The sequence below is a fragment of the Capillimicrobium parvum genome, assembly GCF_021172045.1.
GTDB classification, from domain to species: Bacteria; Actinomycetota; Thermoleophilia; order Solirubrobacterales; family Solirubrobacteraceae; genus Capillimicrobium; species Capillimicrobium parvum.
This window is the reverse complement of sequence record NZ_CP087164.1, coordinates 2,349,551-2,374,838: the sequence shown is the minus strand read 5'-3', so window position 1 is coordinate 2,374,838 and position 25,288 is coordinate 2,349,551. Positions and strand designations below refer to the sequence as shown.

Annotated in this window: 21 protein-coding genes; 4 read left to right on the top strand and 17 right to left on the bottom strand. The window is 71.5% G+C overall.

The window, feature by feature from the left end:
- Positions 1–85 precede the first annotated feature (85 nt).
- The 4 genes from DSM104329_RS11765 to DSM104329_RS11750 are packed head-to-tail and all read left to right on the top strand — an operon-like array spanning position 86 to position 5,785.
- Positions 86–2,206, top strand: a complete 2,121-nt coding sequence (locus DSM104329_RS11765) for a hydantoinase/oxoprolinase family protein (RefSeq protein WP_259315633.1) — start codon at positions 86–88, stop codon at positions 2,204–2,206.
- A complete protein-coding gene (locus tag DSM104329_RS11760) occupies positions 2,203–3,975 on the top strand; it encodes a hydantoinase B/oxoprolinase family protein (protein ID WP_259315632.1) in 1,773 nt (590 codons plus the stop codon). Before DSM104329_RS11765 ends, DSM104329_RS11760 begins: the two co-directional genes overlap by 4 nt.
- Positions 3,976–3,989: 14 nt before the next feature.
- A complete protein-coding gene (locus DSM104329_RS11755; protein ID WP_259315631.1) occupies positions 3,990–4,904 on the top strand; it encodes an aminotransferase class IV in 915 nt (304 codons plus the stop codon).
- Between the two features lie 29 nt (positions 4,905–4,933).
- Entirely contained in the window at positions 4,934–5,785 is an 852-nt protein-coding gene (locus DSM104329_RS11750; RefSeq protein WP_259315630.1) for a DMT family transporter, read from the top strand.
- Here DSM104329_RS11750 and DSM104329_RS11745 read toward each other — a convergent pair.
- The 17 genes from DSM104329_RS11745 to DSM104329_RS11665 all read right to left on the bottom strand — a co-directional run bounded on the left by DSM104329_RS11745 (position 5,782) and on the right by DSM104329_RS11665 (position 25,162).
- On the bottom strand, positions 5,782–7,149 hold the full coding sequence (locus DSM104329_RS11745; RefSeq protein ID WP_259315629.1) for an acetyl-CoA carboxylase biotin carboxylase subunit: 1,368 nt from the start codon (positions 7,147–7,149) through the stop codon (positions 5,782–5,784). The two genes, DSM104329_RS11750 and DSM104329_RS11745, sit on opposite strands and share 4 nt — an antisense overlap.
- Positions 7,150–7,165: 16 nt before the next feature.
- Positions 7,166–7,417 (bottom strand): acetyl-CoA carboxylase, encoded by a 252-nt coding sequence (locus DSM104329_RS11740; RefSeq protein ID WP_259315628.1) that lies wholly within the window; start codon positions 7,415–7,417, stop codon positions 7,166–7,168.
- The gene (locus DSM104329_RS11735) at positions 7,410–8,402 is read right to left on the bottom strand and encodes a 5-oxoprolinase subunit C family protein (protein WP_259315627.1); all 993 of its coding nucleotides are present in this window, start codon (positions 8,400–8,402) and stop codon (positions 7,410–7,412) included. The genes DSM104329_RS11740 and DSM104329_RS11735 overlap by 8 nt, the downstream gene beginning before the upstream one ends.
- Positions 8,392–9,291: a 5-oxoprolinase subunit B family protein gene (locus tag DSM104329_RS11730; protein WP_259315626.1), complete on the bottom strand. Its 900-nt coding sequence runs from the start codon at positions 9,289–9,291 to the stop codon at positions 8,392–8,394. The genes DSM104329_RS11735 and DSM104329_RS11730 overlap by 11 nt, the downstream gene beginning before the upstream one ends.
- Positions 9,288–11,261 carry a hydantoinase B/oxoprolinase family protein gene (locus tag DSM104329_RS11725; RefSeq protein WP_259315625.1) on the bottom strand — a complete coding sequence of 658 codons (1,974 nt, stop codon included), beginning with the start codon at positions 11,259–11,261 and terminating at the stop codon, positions 9,288–9,290. The genes DSM104329_RS11730 and DSM104329_RS11725 overlap by 4 nt, the downstream gene beginning before the upstream one ends.
- Entirely contained in the window at positions 11,258–13,297 is a 2,040-nt protein-coding gene (locus DSM104329_RS11720; RefSeq protein WP_259315624.1) for a hydantoinase/oxoprolinase family protein, read from the bottom strand. The genes DSM104329_RS11725 and DSM104329_RS11720 overlap by 4 nt, the downstream gene beginning before the upstream one ends.
- A gap of 85 nt (positions 13,298–13,382) precedes the next feature.
- Positions 13,383–15,032, bottom strand: coding sequence for a purine-cytosine permease family protein (locus DSM104329_RS11715; protein WP_259315623.1), 1,650 nt, complete (start codon positions 15,030–15,032; stop codon positions 13,383–13,385).
- Positions 15,033–15,155: 123 nt separating this feature from the next.
- The gene (locus DSM104329_RS11710) at positions 15,156–15,479 is read right to left on the bottom strand and encodes a cupin domain-containing protein (protein WP_259315622.1); all 324 of its coding nucleotides are present in this window, start codon (positions 15,477–15,479) and stop codon (positions 15,156–15,158) included.
- Between the two features lie 8 nt (positions 15,480–15,487).
- The gene (locus tag DSM104329_RS11705; RefSeq protein WP_259315621.1) at positions 15,488–15,658 is read right to left on the bottom strand and encodes a hypothetical protein; all 171 of its coding nucleotides are present in this window, start codon (positions 15,656–15,658) and stop codon (positions 15,488–15,490) included.
- Between the two features lie 176 nt (positions 15,659–15,834).
- Positions 15,835–16,872 (bottom strand): LacI family DNA-binding transcriptional regulator, encoded by a 1,038-nt coding sequence (locus DSM104329_RS11700; RefSeq protein ID WP_259315620.1) that lies wholly within the window; start codon positions 16,870–16,872, stop codon positions 15,835–15,837.
- Between the two features lie 241 nt (positions 16,873–17,113).
- Positions 17,114–17,878 (bottom strand): maleate cis-trans isomerase family protein, encoded by a 765-nt coding sequence (locus DSM104329_RS11695; protein WP_259315619.1) that lies wholly within the window; start codon positions 17,876–17,878, stop codon positions 17,114–17,116.
- A gap of 48 nt (positions 17,879–17,926) precedes the next feature.
- On the bottom strand, positions 17,927–18,547 hold the full coding sequence (locus tag DSM104329_RS11690; RefSeq protein WP_259315618.1) for a CoxG family protein: 621 nt from the start codon (positions 18,545–18,547) through the stop codon (positions 17,927–17,929).
- Complete coding sequence (locus DSM104329_RS11685; protein ID WP_259315617.1) at positions 18,544–20,925, bottom strand: xanthine dehydrogenase family protein molybdopterin-binding subunit; 2,382 nt, start codon at positions 20,923–20,925, stop codon at positions 18,544–18,546. Before DSM104329_RS11685 ends, DSM104329_RS11690 begins: the two co-directional genes overlap by 4 nt.
- Positions 20,918–21,397, bottom strand: coding sequence for a (2Fe-2S)-binding protein (locus DSM104329_RS11680; protein WP_259315616.1), 480 nt, complete (start codon positions 21,395–21,397; stop codon positions 20,918–20,920). Before DSM104329_RS11680 ends, DSM104329_RS11685 begins: the two co-directional genes overlap by 8 nt.
- Positions 21,394–22,248 carry an FAD binding domain-containing protein gene (locus DSM104329_RS11675; protein ID WP_259315615.1) on the bottom strand — a complete coding sequence of 285 codons (855 nt, stop codon included), beginning with the start codon at positions 22,246–22,248 and terminating at the stop codon, positions 21,394–21,396. Before DSM104329_RS11675 ends, DSM104329_RS11680 begins: the two co-directional genes overlap by 4 nt.
- 11 nt (positions 22,249–22,259) lie before the next feature.
- Positions 22,260–23,330, bottom strand: a complete 1,071-nt coding sequence (locus DSM104329_RS11670) for a PEP/pyruvate-binding domain-containing protein (RefSeq protein ID WP_259315614.1) — start codon at positions 23,328–23,330, stop codon at positions 22,260–22,262.
- Positions 23,327–25,162: a PEP-utilizing enzyme gene (locus DSM104329_RS11665; RefSeq protein ID WP_259315613.1), complete on the bottom strand. Its 1,836-nt coding sequence runs from the start codon at positions 25,160–25,162 to the stop codon at positions 23,327–23,329. The genes DSM104329_RS11670 and DSM104329_RS11665 overlap by 4 nt, the downstream gene beginning before the upstream one ends.
- Between the last annotated feature and the right edge of the window lie 126 nt (positions 25,163–25,288).

The window sequence follows — 25,288 nt, the reverse complement described above, 5'->3', positions numbered from 1 at the left end:
CCCCGTTTCCCTCGCTCGTGTTGCCTCGCTCGCGTACCCAGGTTACGCCGCTGTGGAACACTCTGCGAGCGGGTAGGGACACATCGTGGACTTCCGGATCTCCGTAGACACCGGCGGGACCTTCACCGACGTGGTCGTGGTCGACGCCCACGGGGAGATGCACATCGGCAAGGCGCTGACCACGGCGGGCCGCGCGTTCGACGCGATCCGCGAGGCGCTCGAGCAGATCGCGCCGGACATCGGCCTGACGGTCGCGCAGCTGCTCGCGCAGGCCTCGCAGTTCGCCTACGGCACGACGCGCGCGACGAACGCGATCGTTGAGGGCAAGACGGCGAGGACCGCGTTCTTCACCACGCGCGGCTTCCCCGACATCCTGCTGATGCGCGAGGGCGGCAAGCTCGGCCCCTTCCGCCACCAGCCGTTCCCGCCGCCGTACGTCCCGCGCTATCTGACCTTCGAGATCACCGAGCGCGTCGACAGCGACGGCGAGATCTTCCTGCCGCTGGACGAGGCGAGCATCGTGGAAGCCATCGACGGGTGCCGGTCCCACGGTGTCGAGGCGGTCGGCGTCTGCCTGCTCTGGTCGACGGTCAACCCGGCTCACGAGATCCGGGTCGGCGAGCTGCTCGACGAGCACCTGGACGTCTCGGTCACGCTGTCGCACCTGCTCAACCCCGTCATCCGCGAGTACCGGCGGGCGTCGTCCACGGTCATCGACGCGTCCCTCAAGCCGCTCATGCAGCGCTTCCTGGGCGATCTCGACGACGATCTGCGTGCCGCCGGCTTCGCCGGCAACCTCCTGGTCTCGACGAGCTTCGGCGGTTCCTGGCCGACCGCCGAGATGATCGATCGACCGATCTACAGCGTCGGCTCGGGCCCGTCGATGGCGCCGGTCGCCGGCCTCGAGTGCGGGCGCGCGGAGCTGCCCACGGACACGCCCGACCTGCTGGTGTGCGACACGGGCGGCACGACGTTCGACGTGGGCCTGATCAGCTCGGGCCAGATCCACTACACCGCCGACACGTGGCTGGGCGAGCGCTGGACCGGTCACATCACGGGCACCAAGGCGGTGGACGTCCGGAGCATCGGCGCGGGCGGCGGCTCGATCGTGTCGGTCGACTCCGGCGGGCTGATGCACGTGGGACCGGACAGCGCGGGCGCGGAGCCGGGTCCCGCGTGCTACGGCATGGGCGGGGCGGACCCCACGATCACCGACGCCGCCGTGCTGCTCGGCTACCTGGATCCGGACGGCTTCCTCGGCGGGCGCCTGCACCTCGACGTCGCCGCCGCGCGCCGCGCGTTCGAGGGTGTTGCGGCGCGCCTCGGGAAGACGGTCGAGGAGGCGGCCCAGGGCGCGATGGTGATCGCGACGCAGAACGTCGTCTCGGCGATCCGCGAGATCACGATCGCACAGGGGATCGATCCGCGCGAGTTGGCGATCGTCGCCGGCGGCGGCGCCAGCGGGCTCAACGTCGTGCAGATGGCGCGCGAACTGGGCTGCCGCCAGGTCCTGCTGCCGCGTACCGCGGGAGCGCTGTCGGCCTCGGGCGCGCTGCAGGCCGATCTCATCTCGGAGTTCTCGGTCAGCCGGTTCGCCGAGACGCGCGCGCTCGACCGGGACGCGGTCAACGCCGCGCTGGCGAGCGCGAAGGACCGCGCCGACGGTTTCGTCGAGAGCCTCCAGGCGCTCGCTCCGCGCGATGTGCGGCTGGAGGCGAGCGTCGACGCGCGCTACCCCGGGCAGGTCTGGGAGCTCGAGACCCCGCTGCCGGCGACGCGGTTGCGCGACGACGACGACGTCCGCGCGCTCGTCGCGAGCTTTCACGACATCCACGAACGCGTCTTCGCGGTCAAGGAGCCCGGCCAGTACGTCGAGTGCCTGATCTGGAGGGTGCGGGCGACCGCCGAGCTCGACAAGCCGCGCATCGTGCCGCTGGCGTCCGCGGAGGGCGACGCGCAGCCGCTGCGCCACCGCAACGTCATCTTCGCGCGCCACGGCGCCGAGGACACGCCCGTCTACGCCGGCGAGCTCCTGCCCGTGGACACCCAGATCGCCGGGCCGGCGGTGGTTCTGGAGCCGACGACGACCCTGGTGATCGATCCCGGCGCCGTCGTCCGGGTCTCGGAGCACGGGACCTACATCATCGACGCGGGCCCCGGGGAGGCCACGCCGCAGCCGATCGAGGCGGCGGTGCAGCGGGCGTGAGCGTCGACCCGATCCTGCTCGCGGTCATCGCCAACCGCCTGGACAGCGTGGTCCGCGAGATGGAGAACACCCTGCTGCGCACGGGGCGCAGCGGCGTGCTGAACATGGCGCGCGACTTCTCCTGCGCGATCGTCACGGCGGACAACGACCTGCTCGCCTCCGCCGAGGGGCTTCCGGTGCACATCTTCGGCGCTCAGCTCCTCGGGGCGGCGATGACCGACCTGCACGACGACCTCGCCGAAGGCGACGCGTTCCTGCACAACGACCCCTACCTGGGCAACTCACACCCTGCCGACCATGTGATCCTCGTCCCGGTCTTCCACGAGGGCGTGCACATGTTCACCACCGTGGCCAAGGCGCACCAGGCCGACACCGGCAACGCCGAGCCCACGACCTACATGCCGTTCGCCCGCGACATCTACAACGAGGGCGGCGTGATCTTCCCCTGCGTCCGCGTACAGCGCGATCGCCGCGACATCGACGATGTGATCCGCGTCGGTCAGCGCCGCATCCGCGTGCCCGACCAGTGGTACGGCGACTACCTCGCGATGGTCGGCGCCGCGCGCATCGGCGAGGCCGGCCTGAAGGAGGTGTGCGCGCGCTACGGCAACGAGCTCGTCCGGGAGTTCATCGCCGAGTGGTTCGACTACTCCGAGGCGAAGATGGCCCACGCCATCGCCCAGATGCCGGCGGGCCGGATCACCGGCCACGGCATGCACGACCCGATCGACGATCAGCTGCCCGACGGCATCCCGATCAACGTCACGATCACCGTCGATCCTGAGGAGGCCACGGTCGAGCTGGATCTGCGCGACAACATCGACTGCATCCCGGCCGGGCTCAATCAGTCCGAGGCGTGCACCGTGTCGAACGTCATGACCGGCATCTTCAACTCGATCGAGCCGGGTATCCCGGCGAACTCCGGCGCGTTTCGCCGCATCAGGCTGCTGCTGCGCGACAACTGCATCGTCGGGCGGCCGCAGTTCCCGCACTCCACCTCCGTGGCCACGACGAACATCGGCGACCGGCTCGTGGTGACGACCCAGAAGGCGATCGCGGACGCGTGGCCCGGCTTCGGCGTCGCGGAGGGGGCGACCGGCCTCGGCCCCGGGTTCGCGGTGGTCTCCGGCACTGACATGCGCAGGCGCGGTGAGCCGTACGTCAACCAGTACTTCCTCGGCACACAGGGCGGGCCGGCCAACGTGGACACCGACGGCTGGGTGACGTACGGATTGGCCGTGGCGAGCGGGCTGATGTTCCGCGACAGCGTGGAGGTCTCCGAGCAGAAGTACCCCATTCGCGTCGGCGAGCTGCGCATCCGCATGGACTCGGAGGGCGCCGGTCGCCGCCGCGGCGCGCCCGGCACCACCGTCCGCTACGGCCCGCGCTGGGACCCCATGGGCGCGGCGTACGTGACCGACTGCGTCACCTACCCGCCGCGCGGGACGCAGGGCGGCGGACCCGCGGCGCGGAACATCCCGTTCCGCGCCTCGGCGGACGGCGACGAGACCGAGATCGCACCGCTGGACTCCGTGGTGATCGCGCCGGGCGAGGCCATCGGACAGCACAGCACCGGCGGCGGCGGCTACGGCGATCCGCTCGAACGCGAGCCCGAACGCGTCCGCGACGACGTCCTCGCCGGGTTCGTGTCGTTCGGGCGCGCCCGGGACGTCTATGGCGTGGCGTTCGTCGAAGAGGCTCTGTCGTCGAGCCTCGAGGTCGACCTCGAAGCGACGCGCGCCCGCCGCGCCGAGCTGCGCACCGGTTAGCCGGGGAGCCCGCGATGGATGCGGCGAACGCGTTCCGAGATGGCGCCGCGTACGTCGACGGAGCTTTCGTCCCGGTCGGCGAGGCGCGGATCTCGATCCTCGACACGGGCTTCTCCCGATCAGACGTCACCTATGACGTCGTGGCCGTCTGGAACGGTGCGTTCTTCCGCCTGGAGGACCATCTGGAGCGGTTCGAGCGCAGCTGCCGCACCCTTCGGCTGAGCCCGCCGTACGACCGGGCTGAGATCGCGCGCATCCTGGTGCAGCTCGTCCGGTCGAGCCGGCTGCGCTCGGCCTACGTCGAGACCATCTGCACGCGCGGGGTGCCGCCACCCGGCAGCCGCGATCCCCGGACCTTCGAGAACAGCTTCTTCGCGTACGCCATCCCCTACGTGTGGATCGTCCCGGACGCGAGCACGACCGGGACGATGGATGCGGTGATCGCCCGGACCGTCCAGCGGATTCCCGTCACGTCCGTCGACCCCACGGTGAAGAACTTCCACTGGGCCGACCTCACCCGCGGGCTGTACGAAGCCTATGACCGCGGAGCGACCCATCCGATCCTCCTCGACGCGGACGGCAACGTCACCGAGGGTCCGGGCTACAACGTCTTCGCCGTCAGCGACGGGACGCTGCTCACGCCCGCGGCGGGCGTGCTGGAAGGCATCACCCGCAGGACCGTCCTGGAGCTGGCGGAAGCCGACGGCATTCCCGTCTCGGTCGGGCCCTTCGGAGAGGACCGCCTCCGCGATGCGGTCGAGATGTTCGCGACGTCCACCGCCGGTGGCGTCATGCCGATCGTGACGCTCGATGGTGCTCCGATCGGCGACGGGGCCGTCGGTCCGACGACGCGGCACCTGCGCGAGCGCTACTGGGCGGCGCACGCCGACACCCGCTACCTGACCCCGGTCGACTACGGCGACGTATGACCCGGCCTCGGACCAGGAACTAGGCTTGCGTGCTGGGGATCGCGCTGGGTCTCGCCTCGTCCCTGTCGTTCGGCATCAGCGACTTCCTGGCCGGCATCACGGCGCGGCGCGTGGGAACCCTCGCCGTGCTGCTGTTCAGCATGGTGGTGTACTTCGCGCTCGCGGTCCTGTGGATCGTCGTGAGCGGGACGGGCGCCCCCACGGCATCGCAGGTCGGATACGCGGCCGCAGCAGGGGTCGGGGTGGGCATCGGTCTGGCCGCGTTCTACCAGGGCCTCGCCGTCGGGACGATGAGCATCGTCGCGCCGATCGCCGCCACGGGGGTCATCGTCCCCATCGTCGCGGGGATCGTCGGCGGCGAGGATCCCGGCCTCGTGCGCTCGCTCGGCATGGCGAGCGCGGTCGTCGGGATCGTGCTGGCGGTTCGCGGGCCACGGGCGCCCGGAGGCTCACGGGTGGTCGACGCGCGCAGGAGCATCGTCTACGCCGTGATCGCCGCGCTGGGGTTCGGCACCTTCTACTGGCTGGTGTCACCGGCGAGCGAGACGAGCCTCCCCTGGACGCTGCTGATCTGCCGCACGATCACCCTCCCGGTGGTCATCGGCGTGGTCGTGGTCGCCGGAGCTTCGCTGCGCCGGGCCCTCGAGCGGCGCGCGATCGCGGCGACGTGCGCGATCGGAGCCCTCTCGCTCGCGGCGATCTGGTCCTACGCCGAGGGGACCCGGCACGGGGATCTGGCGGTCGTCGCGGTCGCCTCGTCGCTCTATCCCGCGGTCACGACGGTCCTCGCGCGCTACCGGCTCGGCGAGCGCCTGACCGCCGGCCAGCAGGGCGGCGTCCTCGCCGTCCTGCTGGGGATCGTCCTCATGGCGGCGGGCTAGCTGGGCGCATCAGCGGACAGCAGCGCCTCCAGCGCGCCCGTGTCCGCGGTCGCCTCCGCCAGCCCCTCCCACTCCAGCAGCCGCCGGTGCAGGCCCCGGGTCGTGGTGACGCCGTCGACGACGAGCTCGTCGAGGGCCCGGCGCGCGCGGGCGAGCGCCTCGTCACGGTCGCGGCCCCACACCATCAGCTTGGCGATCATCGAGTCGTAGAACGGCTGCACCGCGTCGCCGGCCTCGACGCCGGTGTCGACACGCACCCCCGGCCCGGCCGGCAGACGCAGCGCCTCGATGCGCCCCGGAGAGGGCATGAAGCCGTTGTCCGGGTCCTCGGCGTTGATGCGGAACTCGATCGCGGTGCCGTAGCGGCGCACGTCGTCCTGCATGAACGACAGCGGCTCGCCCGCGGCGATGCGCAGCTGCTCGGCGACGAGGTCCACGCCGGTGACGAGCTCGGTCACGCCGTGCTCGACCTGGATGCGCGCGTTGACCTCGAGGAAGTAGAACGCCTGCGCGTCCACGTCGACGAGGAACTCGACGGTGCCGGCGTTGACGTAGCCGACCTCGTGGGCGAGAGCGACGGCGCTCGCGCACAGGTCCTGGCGCAGCTGCTCGGAGATCCCCGGCGAGGGCGCCTCCTCGACGAGCTTCTGGCGATGACGCTGGATCGAGCACTCGCGCTCGAACAGATGCACCACGGAGCCGAGCTCGTCGGCGAGCACCTGCACCTCCACGTGCCGGGCGCGCTCGACGAGCTTCTCGACGAACAGGGCGCCGTCGCCGAAGGCGGCCTCGGCCTGCGCGAACGCGCCCGAGAAGGCGGCGCGCATCTCATCGGGCGCCGCCACCACGCGGATGCCGCGGCCGCCGCCGCCGGCCGACGCCTTGAGCATGACCGGATAGCCGACCTCGCCCGCGAAGGCGTGCGCCGCGTCGGCGTCCTCGGCGCGATCGCTGCCCGGCACGATGGGCACGCCGGCCCGGCTCGCCGCCGCCCGGGCCGCCACCTTGTCGCCGACCAGCTCCATGACGTGCGCCGGAGGTCCCACGAAGCGCAGCCCGGCCTCCGCGCACGCCCGTGGCAGGGCGGGCACCTCGGCGAGGAACCCGTAGCCCGGATGGACGGCGTCCGCATTCGCGGCCAGCGCCGCCTCGACGATCGCGTCGGCACGCAGGTAGCTCTTGCGCGCCGGCGGCGGCCCGATGGCGCGCGCCTCGTCAGCGAGCTGCACGTGCAGGGCGGAGGCGTCGGCATCCGAGTACACGGCGACCGACTCGATCCCCAGGTCGGCGCAGGCCCGGATGACGCGCACGGCGATCTCGCCGCGGTTGGCGACGAGAACGCGGCGCAGCTCGGGCAGCGTCATGGTCCGGCCGGGACCGTCAACCAGCCCCGTCGAGCTCGACGACGGTGTCGCCGGCGTTGACGACGTCCTCGTTGTCCACGGTGAACCCGCGCACGCGGCCGCTGGACTCCGAGCGCAGCTCGTGGAACTGCTTCATGACCTCCACGAGCCCGACGACGGTGCCGGGCTCGACCTCGTCGCCCTCCTCGACGAACGGCGGAGAGCCCGGGTCGGGCCGGCGGTAGAAGACCCCGGGGACGGGCGAGCGGATGACGCTGTCGTCAGCCAATTGCGTGCTCCTGTGAGTCGGTGAGAAGTGCGCGGACGCGGTCGAGCCGCGCACGTGCCTGATGGCGAGCCTCGAGCGCGTCCTCGAGGGTGACCTCGCGGAAGCGGACGTGGTCGTTGGTCTTCGACTGGCCGATCCGGTCGAGATCGGTGCTGATGATCGTGGCGATGGTCGCGTAGCCGCCGCCCGTGACGGCGTCGGCGAGCAGCGCGATCGGCTCGACGCCGCCCGGGATCTGGATGGAGCCGATCGGGTAGCCGAAGTCGACCACGTTGGCCGGGTCGCTGCCGGCGCCGGCCGGCTGCTCGCGCTCGACGAAGTGCAGTTCGGCGCCACGGAACCGGTACCCGACACGGTTGGCGTCGGGCGTGACCGTCCAGTCGGCGGTGAGGAAGGTCTCGAGGCTCTCCGGCTGGAGGCGATAGCTGGCCAGCCCGACGACGACGCGCAACTCGGTGTCGCCCCCGAGGTCCGGCTGCAGGTCCACGGGCACGTCGAGCCCGGCGCGTCCGTCGACACCCGTGCCTACGGGCACGACGTCGCCCGCCTGCAGCGCGCGCCCCTCGAATCCCCCGAGGCCGCAGAGCGTGTAGGTGGAGCGACTTCCGTCATACGGCGGCACATCGATGCCGCCCGCGACGGCGAGATACGCGCGGGCGCCCGACTCGATGAACCCGAAGGAGAGCACGTCGTCCGCCCGCACGGCATGGGACCGCCAGTTCGCGATCGGCTCGCCGTTGACCTTCGGCGTCATCTGCGCGCCGGTGACGGCGATCACCGCGTCGTCGCGAAACGCGATCTCCGGGCCGAGGTAGGTGATCTCGAGCGACGCAAGCCCGTCCGGGTTGCCGACGAGCAGGTTGCCCATCCGGTACGACGCCTTGTCCATCGCGCCCGACGGCGGCATCCCGCCCGCGTAGAGGCCGAGACGCCCCTCGTCCTGCACGGTCGTCTGCAGGCCGGGCTGGAGGATCTCAAGCGTCATCGAGGCTCCTCTCCAGCGCTGCCGCGGTCCCGTCGGGGTCGTCGTACCAGCGCTGGGGCACGAACTCGACCTCCGCGAGGGGGTAGCGGAACGTCTCGTCCTCGACCGCCGCCCGGATGCGGTCGAACTCGGCGCGGTCGACCTCCCGGTAGCGCATGATGTCGCCGGCGCGGAAGAACCAGTCCCGATCGTGGAAGTCGGGCAGCCGGCGGCGCGAGTCGAAGAACGGCGTGGCGCACATCCCGAGCAGCTGGTAGCCGCCGGCGCCGCGCACCGGGTAGACGGCGGTGAACGCGCCGCCCCACGAGAACGCGCGCTCGGGCGTGTCGGTCCGGGGGCGCACGTACTTCGGCACCTCGATCTGCCGCTCCGGGGGGACGAGCTGGTAGCCCCAGACCAGCCCGGGCACGAACCCGAGCATCGTCGCGAGGAACGGCGTCCCGAACACCGCGTCGCGGAAGGCGTCGGTCGTGGGGAACCCGTTGATCTCGGCGGCGAACTCGATGTTCGTCAGCTCGGGCGTCTGGTGGCGGTCGGCGAAGCGCTTGACCGTCTCCCGCGTCCACGGGTCGTCCCACAGGATCGGCACGTCGATGATCCGCGTCTGCAGATGGAAGTCGGAGGCATCGCCGACCTCGGCCTCGAGCTCTCGCAGGCGCTCCTCCAGCGCGCGCGGATGGATGGTGTCGGGATCCAGCCGCACGAGATACGAGGCGTTGGCGGGGCAGATGTCGATCACGCCGTCCAGGGCCAGCGCCTCCAGCCGCCGGCAGATCGCCAGCGAGCGCATGTTGACGCCGACGCTCATGGCCTCGGCCAGCTCGACGAGGATCCACTCGTCGCCGCCGAAGCTGTAGCGCGTGCCGACGCGCTCCTCGGCGGTGGTCATCGGCGATCCCAGTGCCGCACGGTCCGCCGTTCGAGCATCGCGCGGAACTGCTCGGTCGTCCGGGGCAGCAGCTCGCCCGTACCCCAGTGCAGGATCACGCCGTGCCGGCGCACGACGTCCATGACGTCGACCTCGCCGGCCCGGTAGCGCGCAGCCACCTCCTCGGGGTCCTCCTGCAGCCAGCCGCGGCGCTCCGCGCGGATGTGCTCCCGCTCGCGCCGGGTTCCCTCGGCATCCACCTCGTAGCGCGCCATCTCGGGGTCGACCGGGCGGATCGCCACGCCGTAGTCGCGCGCGGCGCGCTCGACGGTGACGTAGCCGTCGGCGACGTCCTCGCAGACAGCCTCGGGGTCTCGCTCGAGGGGATCGCCGAAGCCGCCGCCGCCGGCCGACGGCCGGGTGAACGAGTCGCCCGGCCCGACCCGGACGTTCGAGAACACCGCGCCGAGGAAGCGCTCGTCGTCCGTGCCGGGATTCATCCAGACGCCGTGCGGGAAGGACGGCAGGCCGCCGCCGATCCCCCACGTCACCGAACGCGCTCGATCGCAGCAGTACGACATCACGGTGCTGTGCACGTCGGTCAGGCGACCGCCCTTCTCGACGCCGCACCCCCCGCGGAAGCGACCCGGACCGCCGGTGTCGGGCAGGATCGCGTGATTGAGCGTCACCACCGGGCACAGGCGCTCCTGCGCCTCGAGCGGCTGGACGGCGAGGCCGACGCCGAAGACCGGCGACGTCGCGTTGGAGCCGTCCTTGCCGTTGCGGCCCCCCCAGCCGCCGGCCATCCAGTCGTACCACATGAACACCGAACCGGACCCGCTGCGCGCATCGCGTCCACCGACCAGCAGGTACTCCAGGTTGAACGCGGCGGCCATCGCGCGCTCCGGGATCACCTCCGACCACAGCTCGAAGATCGAGCTCATGATCTTCTCGTAGGGCCCGGCGCAGAAGCCCGTCACCGCGGTCGGCCAGGCGGCGTTGACGCAGCTGCCGGGCGGCCCGAGGTTCACGTCCAGCGCGCGGTAGAAGCCGGAGTTCAACGGCACGTCCGGGAAGAAGGTCTTCGTTCCGGCGACGACCCCGGAGAAGCTGGCTCCGAAGCCCGAGTTCAGGAACGAGCCGACGGCCGGGTGCGACTCCGACAGGTCGTAGCGAACGACGTCGCCGTCGATGGTCATCCGCACGCGGATCGGCACGAGACCCTCGTCCGCGTCGGGGTCGGAATCGATGTAGTCCTCCGTCTCCCAGGTGCCGTCGGGCAGTTCGGAGATGCGCTTGCGCGTCAGGCGCTCGACGTAGTCCTGCACCTCCTCCATCGCCGTCACGATCGTGTCCCGGCCGTACTTCCCGCACAGGCGCAGGATCTCCCGCTCGGCCACCGCGGTCGCCTCCACCTGGGCCAGGCAGTCGCCCTCGGCGTCGTCGGGCGCCCGCGTGTTGGACACGATCATGCGCACGATGTCCCGCCGGTAGACGCCCTCGTCGTAGATGCGCACGGGCGGCACCCGTACGCCCTCGCCGAAGTGCTCGCGCGCGGTGATGTCGAACGAGCCCGGCACGCTGCCCCCGATGTCGGCCCAATGACCGTTGGACTCCGCCAGGCAGATGAGCTCGCCCTCGTGGAAGATCGGGCGCACGATGCGCACGTCGTTGAAGTGGGTGCCGCCGACGTACGGATCGTTGATCGCGAAGACGTCGCCCGGGCGCATCTCGTGGTCGAAGGCGTCGACGACCGCCCGCGCGGTGAGATGCAGGGTCCCGACGTGCACGGCGATGTCCTGGCTGCCCTGCATGATCGTGTTGCCCTGTGGGTCGCACAGCGCGCTCGAGAAGTCGCGCGAGTAGATGACGAACGAGTGGCACGTGCGCAGGATCTGCTCGGCCATCTGGTCGACGATCGTCGAGAACGCGTTCTTGAGCACCTCGAACGTCACCGGGTCGAGGGTCTGACGCTGGGCGGGCGCGGTCACGAGGCCTCCCGGTCGATCGTCATGCGGATGTTCAGGTACTCGTCGACCTCGGCGCGCACCCCGGGCGGCACCAGCGTGGTCGAGTCGAGCTGCTCGACGACGGCCGGACCGTCGAAGGACACGCCCGCCGGCAGGGTGTCCCGGCGGTAGATCGGCGCCTCGACGCTTCCCTCGGCGTCGGGGAAGTGGACGCGGCGCCGTTGCACCGGCTCGGGCATCGACCCACCCAGCTCATGGCGCGCGAGCTCCGCCTTGCGCGTCACGCCCGTCGCCCGCAGGTTGGCGCGGTAGATCTCGACCGGGCTGCCGGGCCGGCGGTAGCTGTGTTCGCGCTCGTGCTCGTCCTCGAACAGCGCCACGAGGGCGTCGAGCGACTCGACGCGGCCGTCGAGCGGCACCGCGATCGAGCGCCACTGACCCACGTAGCGCATGTCGATGGTGCGCAGCAGTTCGACGGCGTCCTCCGCGACCCCCTCGGCTCGCATGCGCTCGCGCGCCTCGTCCTCGAGCTGGGCGAACTCCCGCTCCAGCTCGTCGGGATCGAGCTCGTCGACGGTGCCGAGCAGCATGGTGAACAGGTCGTGGCGCACGTCCACGAGCAGGCACCCGAGCGCCGACGTCGCGCCCGGGTTCGGTGGGACGAGCACGGTCGGGATGGACAGCTCGGCGGCCAGCGCCGCGCCATGCAGGGGCCCGGCCCCGCCGAAGCACACGAGCACGAACTCGCGCGGGTCGTATCCGCGGCGTACCGAGATGAGCCGGATCGCGTCCGCCATGTTCGCGTTGGCCACGGCGATCACCGCCTCGGCGGCGTCGGTCATCTCCAGCCCCAGCGGGTCGGCCACGCCCGTGCGGATGGCGTCGTGCGCCCGAGCCGGGTCGAGCTTCATGGCGCCGTCGATGAGCTCGGTGCCGAGACGGCCGAGGACGACGTTGGCGTCCGTGTTCGTCGGCTCCGTGCCGCCCTTGGCGTAGCACGCGGGTCCGGGGTCGGCGCCTGCGGACTGCGGGCCGTTGCGCAGCGAGCCGGCGTCGTCGAGCCAGGCGAGCGACCCACCGCCGGCGCCGATCGTGAGCACCTCGATGCTGGGGAAGCGGATCGGATACCCGTACTGGACGAACCACTCGTTCGTGGTGCGGGCCTCGCCGCCGTAGACCAGCGAGATGTCGGTGCTGGTGCCGCCCATGTCCAGCCCGATCGCGTTCTCGAAGCCGCAGAGTCCTGCGATGTGCCGGCTCGCGATCGCGCCTGCGGCGATGCCCGAGGCGGCGAGCCGCACGGCGAAGCGATCGGCCGTCTCGGGCGTCATCACGCCGCCGCCGGAGTGCAGGATCACGAGGTCCCCCCGGTAGCCATGCTGCTCGAGCTCGCCGGCCAGTGCTCGCACGTAACGCCCGACCAACGGCTGCAGCACGGCGTTGGCCACCGTGGTGGAGAAGCGCTCGTGCTCGAAGATCTCCGGGAGGACCTCGCTGGAGGTCGAGACCCGGACGTCCGGGAGCTCCTCCTCGAGGATCTCGCGCATGCGCAGCTCGTGCGCCGGGTTCGCGTAGGAGTTGATGAAGCAGACCGCCACGGTGGCGACCTCGTGGCGGGCCAGCAGGCGCGCGACCCGGCGCGCCTCCTCCTCGTCCAGCTCCTCGATGACGTCGCCCGCGTAGTCGATGCGCTCCGTCACCTCGAAGCGGTCGCGCCGGCGGATTGGCGGCGGCGCGACGTCGTAGTACGCGTCCCACAGCTCGTCCTTCGTTCCGCGGCGGATCTCGATGACGTCGCGAAAGCCCTTCGTGGTGACCATCGCCGCGGCAGGGAAGCGCCGGGTGATCAGCGCATTGGTCGCCACGGTGGTCGCGTGCGAGAACAGCGCCACGCGCGAGAGGTCGACGCCGGCCTCCTCCACGGCCGACATGACGCCCTCGATCGGATCCCCGGTGCTGGGCGTCTTGGCGACGCGCAACGCCCCCGTGTCCCCCTCGAGGACGCAGACGTCGGTGAACGTGCCCCCGACGTCGACGGCCACGATGTCATCCTTCACCAGCTGCCCTCCCGGTGGGATCGGGGGCGGGCGCCCGAGGCGCCCGCACCTGTCCGCGGCGATCGCCCGCGTTCACCGCCCGCCGTCAATCCGCGCTCGGGCCGACGTGGGCGGGCATGGCCATGTCGGACACCTTGTGATGGGCGGACTCGCGGCTCGCGGCGGCCTGGTAGCCGGCGCCGCTCGCGCACGCGGCGCAGATCGCCTGGTGGCCGGCGGTGGGATCGCGGTCCATCTCCTGGGCGGCGTAGTACTTGTCGCAGCGGTGACAGCGGATGCGCGCGGCCCAGGGGTCGTCGACCTCCTTGACCGGATCGTACGGACGCCACATCACGAACCAGTTCTCGCGCGCGACCATCGTGGCGAGGGTGTACACGCCGAAGCCGATACCGAAGGTGATGATCAGGCCGGCGACCTCCCAGAACTGCGAGCCCACATCGTCGGTGATCTTCACCACCAGGCCGAAGGCGGTGGCCGCCACCCACGCGAGGATGCCGGCGGGGTTGAACGCCGGCACGTGGCCGGGACGGAACTCCATGCGGTCCAGCGCCAACCGGCGGCGACGGATATAGAGGACGTGGGCCATGGCGACGCCGACCCACGCGACGATCGCGATCCCCTGGTAGTTGAGCGCGTCAAGGACGTAGCTGAAGATGTTCGTCAGCATCAGGATGTAGCCGATCCCGCAGGCGACCAGCACCCAGAGCGTCCGCGGAAGCGTGAGCCGGAAGGCGCGCGAGAAGAAGCTCTGCAGGTTCGTCGACGCGAGATAGAGGTTCGCCGTGTTGATCCGGGTCTGCGTCACGAAGATCAGCAGCAGGCCGAGGAGTCCCGTCAGGTTGACGATATCCACAGGCAGGGCGCTCTCCTGTCCGGCGAGCTGCGCGAACGAGATGCCGAACGTCGAGACGAGCAAGATGCCGACAAGTGCGTTCAGGAGCAGCGCCACCGTGTAGAACAGCCAGCCGAACGTGATCGCCGCGTGATAGCGCTGGTCCTCGCGCTTGCCGAGCCGCGCGAAGTCCATCGCGAACATCATGAGGATGTAGAGGCCCATGTACGCGGTGAACGCCTGCAGCCACGGCACGTCCGTCCCGGGCAGCGCCTTGGCGTCCGGCAGGAAGCCGTGGTAGCCCTTGTCCACGAGGGCCCAGACGACGACTGCGATGAGCATGGCCGCGTAGATCGGCAGCAGCGCGCCGTTGAAGCGGTCGAGCCACTTTCGCACGCCGCGCCAGACCAGCGGAGCGGTCGTGAAGATGATGATCGCGTACCACAGCTTCAGCGGTCCGCCGATGTACTCCTTCGCCGCGACGGCGACGACCGAGCCCTCGAACACGAGGTAGTAGATGCAGGTCGCCGCGAAGATCAACGTGACGAGCGCCGCGCCGACGAAGCCGAACATGCTCCGGCTGAACAGCGCGACCGTGAGGCCGTTCTCGGCGGCGACCTTGCTGATCACCGTGTTGATCAGCGCATAGGCGATGACCGACAGCACGATGCCGATGATGGCGTTCCGCGTGCCGTACGCCAGCGCGATGAACGCCGAGAAGTACATGTAGAAGAAGGCGGTGGCCAAGGCCCACCACGCCATCGTGAGCCGGAACTTGCCCAAGCGCCATGTGTGAGGCACGACGTGGAGGGAGTAGTCCTCCACCGCGGCCTCCTTCAACACCCGCGGGTCGTCCTCGTACGAGATGTCCAGCGCTGGTAGACGATCTGCCGCAGCGGCCACTGACTCCCCCTCCTCAGTGCGAAGTGCTCGACATTGTGGATATTGCCACGTACGGGCCCGATTTACACCCCATGCGAGCTCCCGTGCAAGCGTGCCGCCCTCCGCTGACCGCCCCAGGACAACTCAGCCCTCCCGGTCGATGAGGAACAGCCGCACGCCCGCGGGCCCCGACCGGCCGCGATGGCCTCCGCCGCCGGCGGGAAGCGTGAAGCCCTCCCCGGCGGCCAGCGCGAGCGGGGGGTCGCCGTCGGCGAACTCGTAGGTCACCGCGCCGTCGAGGACGTAGCCGGAGTGGCCCTCGGTGCACCACTCCTCGCGCAGGACGCCGGGCTCGTACACGACCACGGCCCAGCGGACACCGCCCACCTCGATCGCATGGCTCGAGATTCCGGGGGCCTCGGGCTCCCGCGCGGCGTCGGCGAAGCGGACGGCGAGTGGCTCGCGCACGCGCTCAGTCAGTCGTCTTCGTCGTAGGTGTCGGGCTCTTCGAAATCGGGCTCACGTGGCTCGATGACGCCGCCGTACCCGGTGGCGGGATGGTTGGCGGGGTCGGGGACGTCCTTCGCCTCGTCGGCGATGTCGCGTCCCTCGTCCTCGTGGTCGTAGTGCGGCTTCTCGGGGGCCATGCTGCTGATCTCCTCCTCTTGGCGACCGTATGCGCCCCCGTTACCCGCATCTGCCCGGCGGACGCCCCCGCACGTCCGCGTCGTGACGCGCTACGAGGCCGGCGGACGCCCCCGCACGTCCGCGTCGTGACGCGCTACGAGGCCGGCGGACGCCCCTGCACGTCCGTCGTGACGCGCTAGGAGGCCGGCGGACCGGCCGAGTCGCGGATCTGCAGCTCGACGGGGAACATGCCGTCCCCGGCGCCGTTGGGCTTGTCGCCGAGCAGCTCGAAGAGGAGGCTCGCCGCACGGTGGCCCATCTCTCGCGCCGGCTGGCGCACGGTGGTCAGCCGCGGGGTGAGCAGCGCGGCCATCGGCAGGTCGTCGAAGCCGACGATGCTGACGTCCTCCGGCACCCGCAGCCCCACCGACCTGCAGTACTCGAGCGCCCCGATCGCCATCAGATCGTTCGCACACAGCAGCGCGGTCGGCCGTATGTCCGGCGGACCGGCGAGCGCCGCCTTCGCGAGCTCGGTCCCGGACCGCTGCCGGTAGTCGCCGACGTACACCGGGACGTCGTCGGGGTCCCGCCCTGCCGCGGCGAGCGCCTCGCGATAGCCGGCCAGACGCTGGCCGGATGTCCAGAGCTGGGTCGGCCCTCCGATGACCGCCAGGCGCGAGTGGCCGTGCTGGAGGACGTGCCGGCCGATCTCGCGCGCCCCCCGGCGACCGTCGGAGATCACGGCGGGCATGTCGAAGCCGGGAATCTGCTCGTCGACCAGGACGACGGGGCCGATCCGCGCGAGGTCGAGCAGGGAGCCCGCGGTCGTGCCCGTCCCCGAGAGGCAGATGACGCCGTCCACACGCTGGCTGCGCAGGAGGCCGGCATGGTGGGACGGCTGCTCGGTCGCCTCGGGCGCACACAGGACGACCAGCACGTCGCGCGCGGAAGCGGCGGCCGCGACGCCCTCGGCCACCAGCGCGAAGAACTGGTTGGCGAGGTCGGGCACCACGAGGCCCACTGTGGAGGCCGAGCGGCGCTTGAGCCGGCGCGCCGACTCGTTCGGCGCGTAGTCGAGCACCCGTACCGCGTCGAGCACCCTCGCGCGGCGATCCGGGGCCACCGGCCCGCTGTCGTTGAGGACGTAGCTGACCGTGCTGATCGAGACTCCCGCGTGGCGGGCGACGTCCTTCATCGTCGGCCGCCGCGGCGGCCGCACCGTCTCACCGCTCATGTGATCAAACACCGATTCTCTCGGCCGGCGATCCGCGAAGACACCCACGCTCACGGGCTTGACCACCGTCCTTGACGATCAAGGTGGAAACGTATCACGCAGGGCGCAGGGCGCAGGACGCAGGACGCAGGACGCAGGACGCAGGGCGCAGGACGCAGGACGCAGGACGCAGGGCGCAGGGCGCAGGGCGCAGGACGCAGGGCGGTGGGCGCAGGGCGCAGCGAACAGCGCGGCCGCGTCGTCAGCCGCCGCCGGCACCGACCGGTTCGCCCGACAGCAGCCGCCCCGCCCCCGGGACCACCGGCGGCCGGTCCAGCGCCCGCAGCAGCTGGTACACCGTCGCGGTCGCGGCCGAGAGGATCGGGATCCCGAGCTCGGCCTCCACCGGCGCGATCGCCGACAGCGACGGCATCTGCACGCAGCAGGACAGGACCACGCCGTCGGCCGCGGTCGTGTCCAGCCGCCGGGCGTGCTCGACGAGCCGCGCCTCGGAGATCCCCGCCACCTCGACGTTGTCGGCCACGCCGAGCGACACCGCGTCCGTCACCGTGATCCCGTAGGACTCGATGTAGCCGGCGACCGCAGCGGTCAGCTCCGGCAGGTACGGGGTGATGATCGCGACGCGTTGCAGCCCGAGCGCCTCCATGGCGCCGATCAGCGCGCCTGCGCTGCTGACCACCGGTGCGGCTCCGCCGTTGGCGGCCGCCACCTCGGCCAGATGCTGCTCGGAGGACTCGTGCGCTCCGTGACCGCGGACCATGATCGCCACGAGGCACGCGTACACCAGCGCATCGACGCGGGCGTCGCTGAGCTCGCGCGCGCAGCGGTCGCTGTCGGCGACCATCCGGTCCAGCGACTCGGCGTCGACCTGGTGCAGTTGCGCCCGGCTGGAGTGGAACGTGAAGCGCTCGCCGGTCACCTCGCCGTGCCGGCGCAGCATGTGCGGCACCTCGGTCTCGATCGTGGTGTTGGAACTCGGCACGATCAGCCCGACGCGGGTGGTCATGGCCGACACCTCCTGACTCTGGTCGCGGCGATCACGTGGTCATCGCCCTCATCTGCCCCGAACGCGCCGCACCACCAGCCAGATCAGCAGCGCCGTCGCTGCGGCGAGGATGGCGGCGCGCGCCTGGAGCGCCGCGGAACGCGTCCGCTCGGGCACGGGCACGGGACCGCGAGGGGCGGGCTCGCCGGCCGGCGTCTCGGCCGCAGCCTCGACCGGGGCACCCCCGCCGCGGATCGCGCGCTCCAACGCATCCGAGAAGTCGCGGGTCACCTGGCCCGCCTGCTTGGCGACGACCTTCTGACCGACCGACCCGAGCACCCCGCCCATCGCCAGCTCGGCCTCGAGCTCGACGCGCGTCCCCTCGTCGAGCGGCGCGAGCCGCACGGTGTTCGTCGTGCGGATGTTGCCGGCCGCCCCCTTGACCGCGCGTCCCACCGCGGTGAACTGCATCAACGCGTGCGGCCGGCGCTCGGTGATGCGCATCTTCAGGTCGAACGTCGCGGTCATGGGGCCGACCGCCTGCGTCACGCGCACCCTCGAGTTGTCGGTGTCGATGACCTCCACGGACTCGACGCCCGGCACGCAGCGTGCGACCTGATCCACCTGCTCGAAGAACTCCCAGATCCGCTCCGGGGGCTCGGCGATCACGAACGACTCGTTGACTTTCATGCGGGCACGCCTCTCGCTCGCTGGATCTCCCGCCAGACCAGCTCCGGCGTCAGCGGGAGGCGGGAGATCTCCACGCCCAGCCCGCTGAGCGCGTCACAGATGCCGTTGGCGATCGCGGCGCCCGCCGGGATGGTCCCGGTCTCCCCCACCCCACGGACGCCAAACGGCGTGACGGGCGACGCGACCTCGGTGTGCACGAGCTCGATCGGCGGCATGTCGCACGCGGTCGGGACGAAGTAGTCGAGCATCGTCCCGTTGAGCAGCTGGCCCGTCTCCGGGTCGTAGCGCAGCTCCTCGCGCAGCGCCGCTCCCAGGCCCTGCGCCAGGCCGCCTCGGATCTGCCCGTCGATCAGCTGCGGGTTCACCGGCGTTCCGGAGTCGTGCACCATCACGAACCGCTCGACGTCGAAGTCGCCCGTCTCCGCATCGACGGAGACGAGCGCCGCGGCGGTGCCGTACGCGAAGGCGGCGTGCGTCGGCTCGTGGTAGGCGGTCGCCTCCAGGCCCGGCTCGATGCCCTCCGGCAGACGCAGCCCGAGGATCGCCTCCTCGTGGACGTCCCGCAACGCCACGCTGCGGGCGGGGTCGCTCGCGACGCGCACGACGGTGCCGGCGATCTCGAGCTCGTCCGGGTCGTCGACCTCCAGGAGCCACGCTCCGACCTTCAGCGTCTTCGCCCGAAGATCCGCGGCCGCCTTCTCGAGCGCCCCCGCCGCCGCGATCATCGTGCGCGACGCGAACGCGCCCGTGTTCAGCGGCGTCGCCGACGTGTCGCCGGCATGCACGTGCACTCGGTCGTAGGCGATGCCGAGGACGTGGCTGAGCACCTGCGCGAAGGCGGTCTCACTGCCCTGCCCGAACGTCGAGACGCCGGTATAGAGGTCGATGCCGCCGGAGCGGTTGGCGCGAACCGTCACGCTCTCGTGGGCGCCGAACTTCGATCCGCGGCCGGCGAGGAACCTGGAGCTCGCGTAGCCGGTGCGCTCGACGAACGACGACAGCCCGACGCCCACGTACCGGCCGTCGGCGCGAGGGCCGTGCCCTGTCCGCCGCAGCTCGTCGTAGCCGATCCGATCCACCGCCGCCAGCAGGCACTCCGCGTAGTCGCCGCTGTCGTAGACCGCCCCGGTGGTGTTGCGCCACGGCAGCTCCTCCGGCGTGAGCATGTTGCGCCGGCGCAGTTCAACCGGGCTCATCTCGAGACGCCGGGCCAGCCGGTCGAGCAGGACCTCGCGCGCGAAGTTGACCTCCGGCTGGCCGTACCCGCGGTAGGCTCCGACCGGCGTCTTGCTCGTCATCGTGACGCGCCGCTCGACCGTCCCGTGGTCGAGCCGGTACGGGCCGCTGTAGGTCACGCTGGACAGCTGCGCGGATCCGAACGAGCCGTAGTAGGCGCCGAGGTCCGTGGCGTACACGTCCTCCATGGCGGCGATGCGTCCCTCGCGATCCGCTGCGATGCGGAAGTCGTGCACGGCCTCGCGCGCGTGGGTGGTCGCCCGGAAGAACTCGAGGCGATCCTCGATCCACTTGACCGGGCGCCGCAGCGCCATCGCGTGCAGGCACGCGAGGAGGTCCTCGGGATAGACGCCGAGCTTGAGGCCGAAGGCGCCGCCGACGTCCGCTGCGACGACGTGGATCCAGCTCTCGTCCAGGCGCAGGCAGTGGGCGAGCTGACTGCGCACGAGATGGGGCGTCTGCGTCGACAGCCGCACGGACAGCTCGCGGCCCCCTGGGCGCCACTCGGCGACGATGCCGCGCGTCTCCATGGGCAGGCCGCTCACGCGGTTGACGAAGAACCGGCCGCTGACGACGGTGTCGGCGGCGGCGATGGCGCTCGCGCTGTCGCCCACCGACTGCGGGTTGGAGACGAGCAGGTTCGAGTCGAGCACGTCGGGATGCAGGACCGGCGCGTCGGGCTCCATCGCCGCGATCACGTCGGGCACGTGCTCCACGGGGTCGTAGTCGACCTCGATGAGCTCCGCCGCGTCCTCGGCGATGTGCCGGCTCGTGGCGGCGACGCTCGCCACCGGCTGGCCCTCGTACTCGACGCGCCCCTGGGCCAGCGCGTAGTAGGTCACGTACGGGGCGCCCGGCGTGGGGCGCAGCACGTTGATCGGCTCGCTGCGCGCCGCGACGTCGGTCCCGACGAGCACGTCGTGGACGCCGTCCATCTCGAGCGCCGCCGAGATGTCGATCGCCTCGATCCGCGCGCGGGGAAACGGGGACCGCACGACCGCCATGTGGAGGGCGTTGGCCGGCGTGACGTCGTCGGCGAAGCGCCCCTCCCCGCGCAGCAGCCGGTCGTCCTCCTTGCGCGCCGGCGAGTCGCCGATGACCCCGCTGCGAGGAGCCGAGGGGGACTCGACGACGTCAGACACCGCGGGCCTCCGAGAGATGGCGCTCGACCGCCGTGACGATGTTCTCGTAGCCCGTGCAGCGGCACAGCACGCCCGAGAGCTCCTCGCGGATCTCCTCGCGGGACCGCCGCCGGCCATCGCGCGCCAGCGCCGTCGTGGTCATCAGGAACCCGGGGGTGCAGAACCCGCACTGCAGCGCGTGGGCGTCGCGGAACGCCTCCTGCAGCGCGTTGAGCCCGTCGCCGTCGGCCAGGCTCTCGACCGTCTCGATCTCGTGCCCGTCGAGCTGCGGCGCCAGGAGCAGGCACGACTTCACGGCGTCGCCGTCGAGGAGCACCGTGCACATGCCGCAGACGCCCTGCTCGCACCCGACGTGCGTGCCGGTCATGTGCAGGGTGTGGCGCAGGAAGTCGGCCGCATGGGTGCGCGCGTCCACGCTCGCACGGTGCACCGTGCCGTTGACCGTCACGGTGATCGGGACCTCGTCGCTCATCTGCCCTGCCCTCGCTGGTCGAGATCGGCCAGCACGCGTCGCACGTGGACGCCGACGAGGTGGCGGCGGTACTCGGCGCTGGCGCGCACGTCGTCGGGCGGGTCGATGGCGTCGAGGGCCAGCGCGGCCGCCTCGGCGATCGCGGCGTCGTCCCAGATCCGGTCCTCCAGGCTCGCCGCCGCGGCCGTCGCGAGGACGGGACGCTCGTCGACGCCACCCAGCGCCAGGCGCACCGACGACCAGCGCCCGTCCGGGGCGGCGCTGCCCATCGCCAGCACGCTGAGGACGGCGAAGTCGTTGTGCTTGCGCGCACGCTCGAAGAAGCGGCAGTGCGTCGGGGCGAGCGGTACGCGAACCGCGGTGAGCAGCTCGTCGGGCTCCAGGGCGCTGGCGTACGCGCCCTCGAAGAACTCGCTGATCGGGATGGTCCGCTCGCCGCGCGCGCTGCGCGCGGTCACCTCGGCCCCGAGCGCCAGGCAGGCGAGAGCGAGCTCCCCGGTGGGGTCCGCCTGCGCGAGCGCACCGCCGACCGTGCCGCGGTTGCGGACCTGCCGGTCGCCGATGTGGCGCACGATCGTCGACAGGATCGGCAGCCGCTCCGCCACCACCGGCGACGTCTCGAGCTCGCGGTAGCGCACGAGGGCGCCGATCAGCGTGTCGGAGCCGTTCGCCTCGATCCGTCCGAGCTCGGTGTCGAGCGCGTTGATGTCGATCACCGTCGACGGCCGCATCAGGCGCATGTGCATCATCGGCACGAGGCTCTGGCCGCCGGCGAGGACGCGGGCCGTGCCGTCGTGGCGCGCGAGCTCGGCCACCGCTTCGGCGACGGTGCCGGGGCGGACGTACCCCATGGGCGCCGCCTTCATCGTCCCCCCGGCCGGATGAAGCTGGAGAGCACGCGGTCGAGCGCCCCCTGCCCGGGCTCGACGATCCGCTTCGCGGGCCGGCGGCTCCACACCGTCTCGGGCCGGACCTGGACCACGTGCAGGCGGGCCTCCTCGTCGACCGCCCACTCGATGTCCTGCGGCGCCTGGCGATGGCGCTCGATGCGCTTGGCCTCGGACGCGATCGCGCGGACGAGGTCGTCGTCGAGGCTGGCGGCGCCACGGCGCTCGGGCTCGACGTCGACGAGGCGGACGCTGCCCGAGGCGGGATCGAGCCGGTGCTCGCCCGCCTTCTCGGCGATCTCGCGCGACAGGACCTCGAGGGTGATCTTGTCCACGCGGAAGCGATCCGGCGAGACGTCACCGCTCACGACCCCCTCGCCGAGGCCCCACACCGCCTCGATGACGATCTTCGAGCGATCCCCGGTGACGGGGTCGAGGGTGAACGCGACGCCCGCGGCCCGGGCGGCGATCATCTGCTGGACCCCGACGCACATCGCCGCCCGCTCGGCGTGCCGGACGCCCTCGCCATGCGGGTGGTACGTCAACACCTGGGGCCCGAAGAGCCCGGACCAGCAACGCCGGACGTGCTCGAGCACGGCGTCCGCGCCCTGGATCCAGAGATAGGTGTCGTACTGGCCCGCGAAGCTGGCGCCCGCCGTGTCCTCCAGCACGCCGCTCGAGCGCACGGCGACCGGCACGCCCGCCGTGCCCGTGCGCGACTCGAGCTCCGCGTAGCCCGCGCGGATCTCGTCCTCGAGCCGGGCCGGCATCGGCGCCTGCCGGATCAGCCGCGCGATCTCGGCGCTCGCGCGCTCGATCGCGTCCAGGTCGTCCGGCGGCGCCTCGCCGAGCAGCCCGCCGATGCGTTCGTCGAGGCCGCCCGCCTGCACGAATGCCCGGTAGGCGGCCGTGGTGACGCCGAAGCCGGGCGGCACGGCGAAGCCCGCGCGCACCATCTCCGCGAGGCTGCCGAACTTGCCGCCGAGCCGCTCCGGCGTGGCGCCGTCCTCGTCGAGCCAGACGATCGATGGCTCCGCCGCGGTCATGTCGCCGTGGCGTCGAGGATGCGGACCACGCCGTTGTCGCCGTCCACCTCGACGAGCTGGCCGTCCTTGATGTTCTGGGTCGCGAAGCCCGTGCCCACGACGGCGGGCAGCCCGTACTCGCGGGAGACGATCGCCGTGTGGGCCATGATCCCCCCGATGTCGGACACCGCGCCGGCGACGCGCGAGAACACCGGGGCCCAGCTCGGCGCGGTGATGCGGCAGACCAGCACGTCGCCGCTCTGAACGCCGTGGAGCTCGTCGGGCGAGTTGACGACGCGCGCGGGCCCCCGGGCGACGCCGGGCGATGCCGCCACGCCGCGGAGCTCCGTGGCGGCGTCCTCGCCGCCGTCGAGCCAGCTCTCCACCATGGTCGGCGTGATCCCCCAGAGCATGATCGAGATCGGCTCCTTGATCTCGAGGGGCGGCGTGCCGAGGGCCGGGTCGGGATTGGCCGTGCGCAGCGCCTCGAGGATCCGGACGCGCCGCGCGATGATCGGCGGCCAGTAGCTCGGGCCTCTCGGCGTGCAGCCGGTCGCCCAGCCCGCCACGAGGTCGTACAGCGCCGAGCGCACCTCGTCGCGGTGCAGGTAGAAGATGTCCTCGCGGTCGCCGAAGAACCCGGCTCCGACGAACAGGTCGCCCAGCTCGCGCACCTTGTTCCAGAACAACGAGTGGTGCCAGTGCTCCACGTAGAAGTTGTGGTTCTCGACGTACGGATAGACCTGACGGGCGAGCTCCACGAGCTCGAGGAACGCGGCGCGGTCCTCGTCGGCGGCGATCACCTCCGCGTACTCCTCGGTGATCCGCGCACGCTCCTCGAGGACGCGCTCGAGCGGCCGGTCGATGTCCTCGCCGGCCTCGATCTTGTCGACGTAGCCGCGCATCGCGTCGAACGGCAGACGCAGGTCGTCGATCCACGCGCGGTCGGTGTGCGTGTAGCCGACACCGGTCGAGTACCAGAACCAAGGTTCCTTGGCCGCCTCGAGCGCGGTCAGCCACTCGCGGCCCTCGGAGCGTTCGGCCATCGCCGCCATCAGCTCGTCAGGGTCGGTCAGCTCGCGGACGAGCGGCGCCAGGCCCAGCTCGACGGCCCGGCGCGCGAGGCCGCGCACCTCGTCGTCGGGCCGGAAGTACATGATGTCGATGCCGGCCACCATCCGAGCGATCGTCTGGTCGGTGATCCCGGGAAACGCGGCCTGGCAGAACTCGCGAAACGTGTTGTAGGCGCCGTAGCCGAGATTCAGCATCTCGAAGTGATACGACCCCATCTCGAACATGTTCGAGATCAGCTCGTCGTAGCGGCGCAGCAGATGCCAGCTGCTGTACACCCCCGGGTGCTCCGTGACGGAGCTCTCGGGCTCCTTGTCGGGAAGCGGCTCGAAGCTGATGGCCTTCAACCGCTCGATGCAGTCCTCGGCCTTCGGGATCCACGCGGCGTAGATCTCGTCCCAGTGCTGGAAGTAGTAGCCCGCCCGCCGCTGGAAGACGGGCACGCGCGCGGCCACCTCGTCCGGATCATCGAGCGCGGTCGGGCTGCAGTAGATGTAGCCGTTCATGATGCGCTGGTCGATGCCCAGCGCCGGCGGCACCTGCCACAGCCGCACCGTCTGCAGGTTGCAGGAGACCCACCAGTTCTCGACCATGATCGTGTCGAACGGGTAGATCGGCTGCGGATTGTGCATGCCGTCGAAGAACCAGAAGCGGCTCTCCTCCGACTCCCGCTGGTCCTCGCGGAAACGCAGGTAGTAGGGATACAGCTCCTCCCACCCCTCGGCGCCGGTCGGGGTGGCCACCGAGAAGGGGCTGGGAAACGTCCGTTCCGTGGTGGCCATCGTGCCTCCTGGGCGTGCCTGCAGCCGGGGTCGAATCGGGCGCGAGCGCAGCACCTGCTCGCTGTACTCGACGACGAGCGGCTCGGCGGTCCTGTTTAGATGCGCCGGGGATCCCGAGGCATGCCG

Excerpts from the sequence above, each read along its gene's own strand:
- DSM104329_RS11755 (WP_259315631.1), top strand. The coding sequence starts at position 3,990 with ATGGATGCGGCGAACGCGTTCCGAGATGGCGCCGCGTACGTCGACGGA.
- DSM104329_RS11745 (WP_259315629.1), bottom strand. The coding sequence starts at position 7,149 with ATGACGCTGCCCGAGCTGCGCCGCGTTCTCGTCGCCAACCGCGGCGAG.
- DSM104329_RS11735 (WP_259315627.1), bottom strand. The coding sequence starts at position 8,402 with ATGACGCTTGAGATCCTCCAGCCCGGCCTGCAGACGACCGTGCAGGAC.
- DSM104329_RS11730 (WP_259315626.1), bottom strand. The coding sequence starts at position 9,291 with ATGACCACCGCCGAGGAGCGCGTCGGCACGCGCTACAGCTTCGGCGGC.
- DSM104329_RS11705 (WP_259315621.1), bottom strand. The coding sequence starts at position 15,658 with ATGGCCCCCGAGAAGCCGCACTACGACCACGAGGACGAGGGACGCGAC.
- DSM104329_RS11700 (WP_259315620.1), bottom strand. The coding sequence starts at position 16,872 with ATGAGCGGTGAGACGGTGCGGCCGCCGCGGCGGCCGACGATGAAGGAC.
- DSM104329_RS11695 (WP_259315619.1), bottom strand. The coding sequence starts at position 17,878 with ATGACCACCCGCGTCGGGCTGATCGTGCCGAGTTCCAACACCACGATC.
- DSM104329_RS11690 (WP_259315618.1), bottom strand. The coding sequence starts at position 18,547 with ATGAAAGTCAACGAGTCGTTCGTGATCGCCGAGCCCCCGGAGCGGATC.
- DSM104329_RS11680 (WP_259315616.1), bottom strand. The coding sequence starts at position 21,397 with ATGAGCGACGAGGTCCCGATCACCGTGACGGTCAACGGCACGGTGCAC.
- DSM104329_RS11675 (WP_259315615.1), bottom strand. The coding sequence starts at position 22,248 with ATGGGGTACGTCCGCCCCGGCACCGTCGCCGAAGCGGTGGCCGAGCTC.
- DSM104329_RS11670 (WP_259315614.1), bottom strand. The coding sequence starts at position 23,330 with ATGACCGCGGCGGAGCCATCGATCGTCTGGCTCGACGAGGACGGCGCC.
- DSM104329_RS11665 (WP_259315613.1), bottom strand. The coding sequence starts at position 25,162 with ATGGCCACCACGGAACGGACGTTTCCCAGCCCCTTCTCGGTGGCCACC.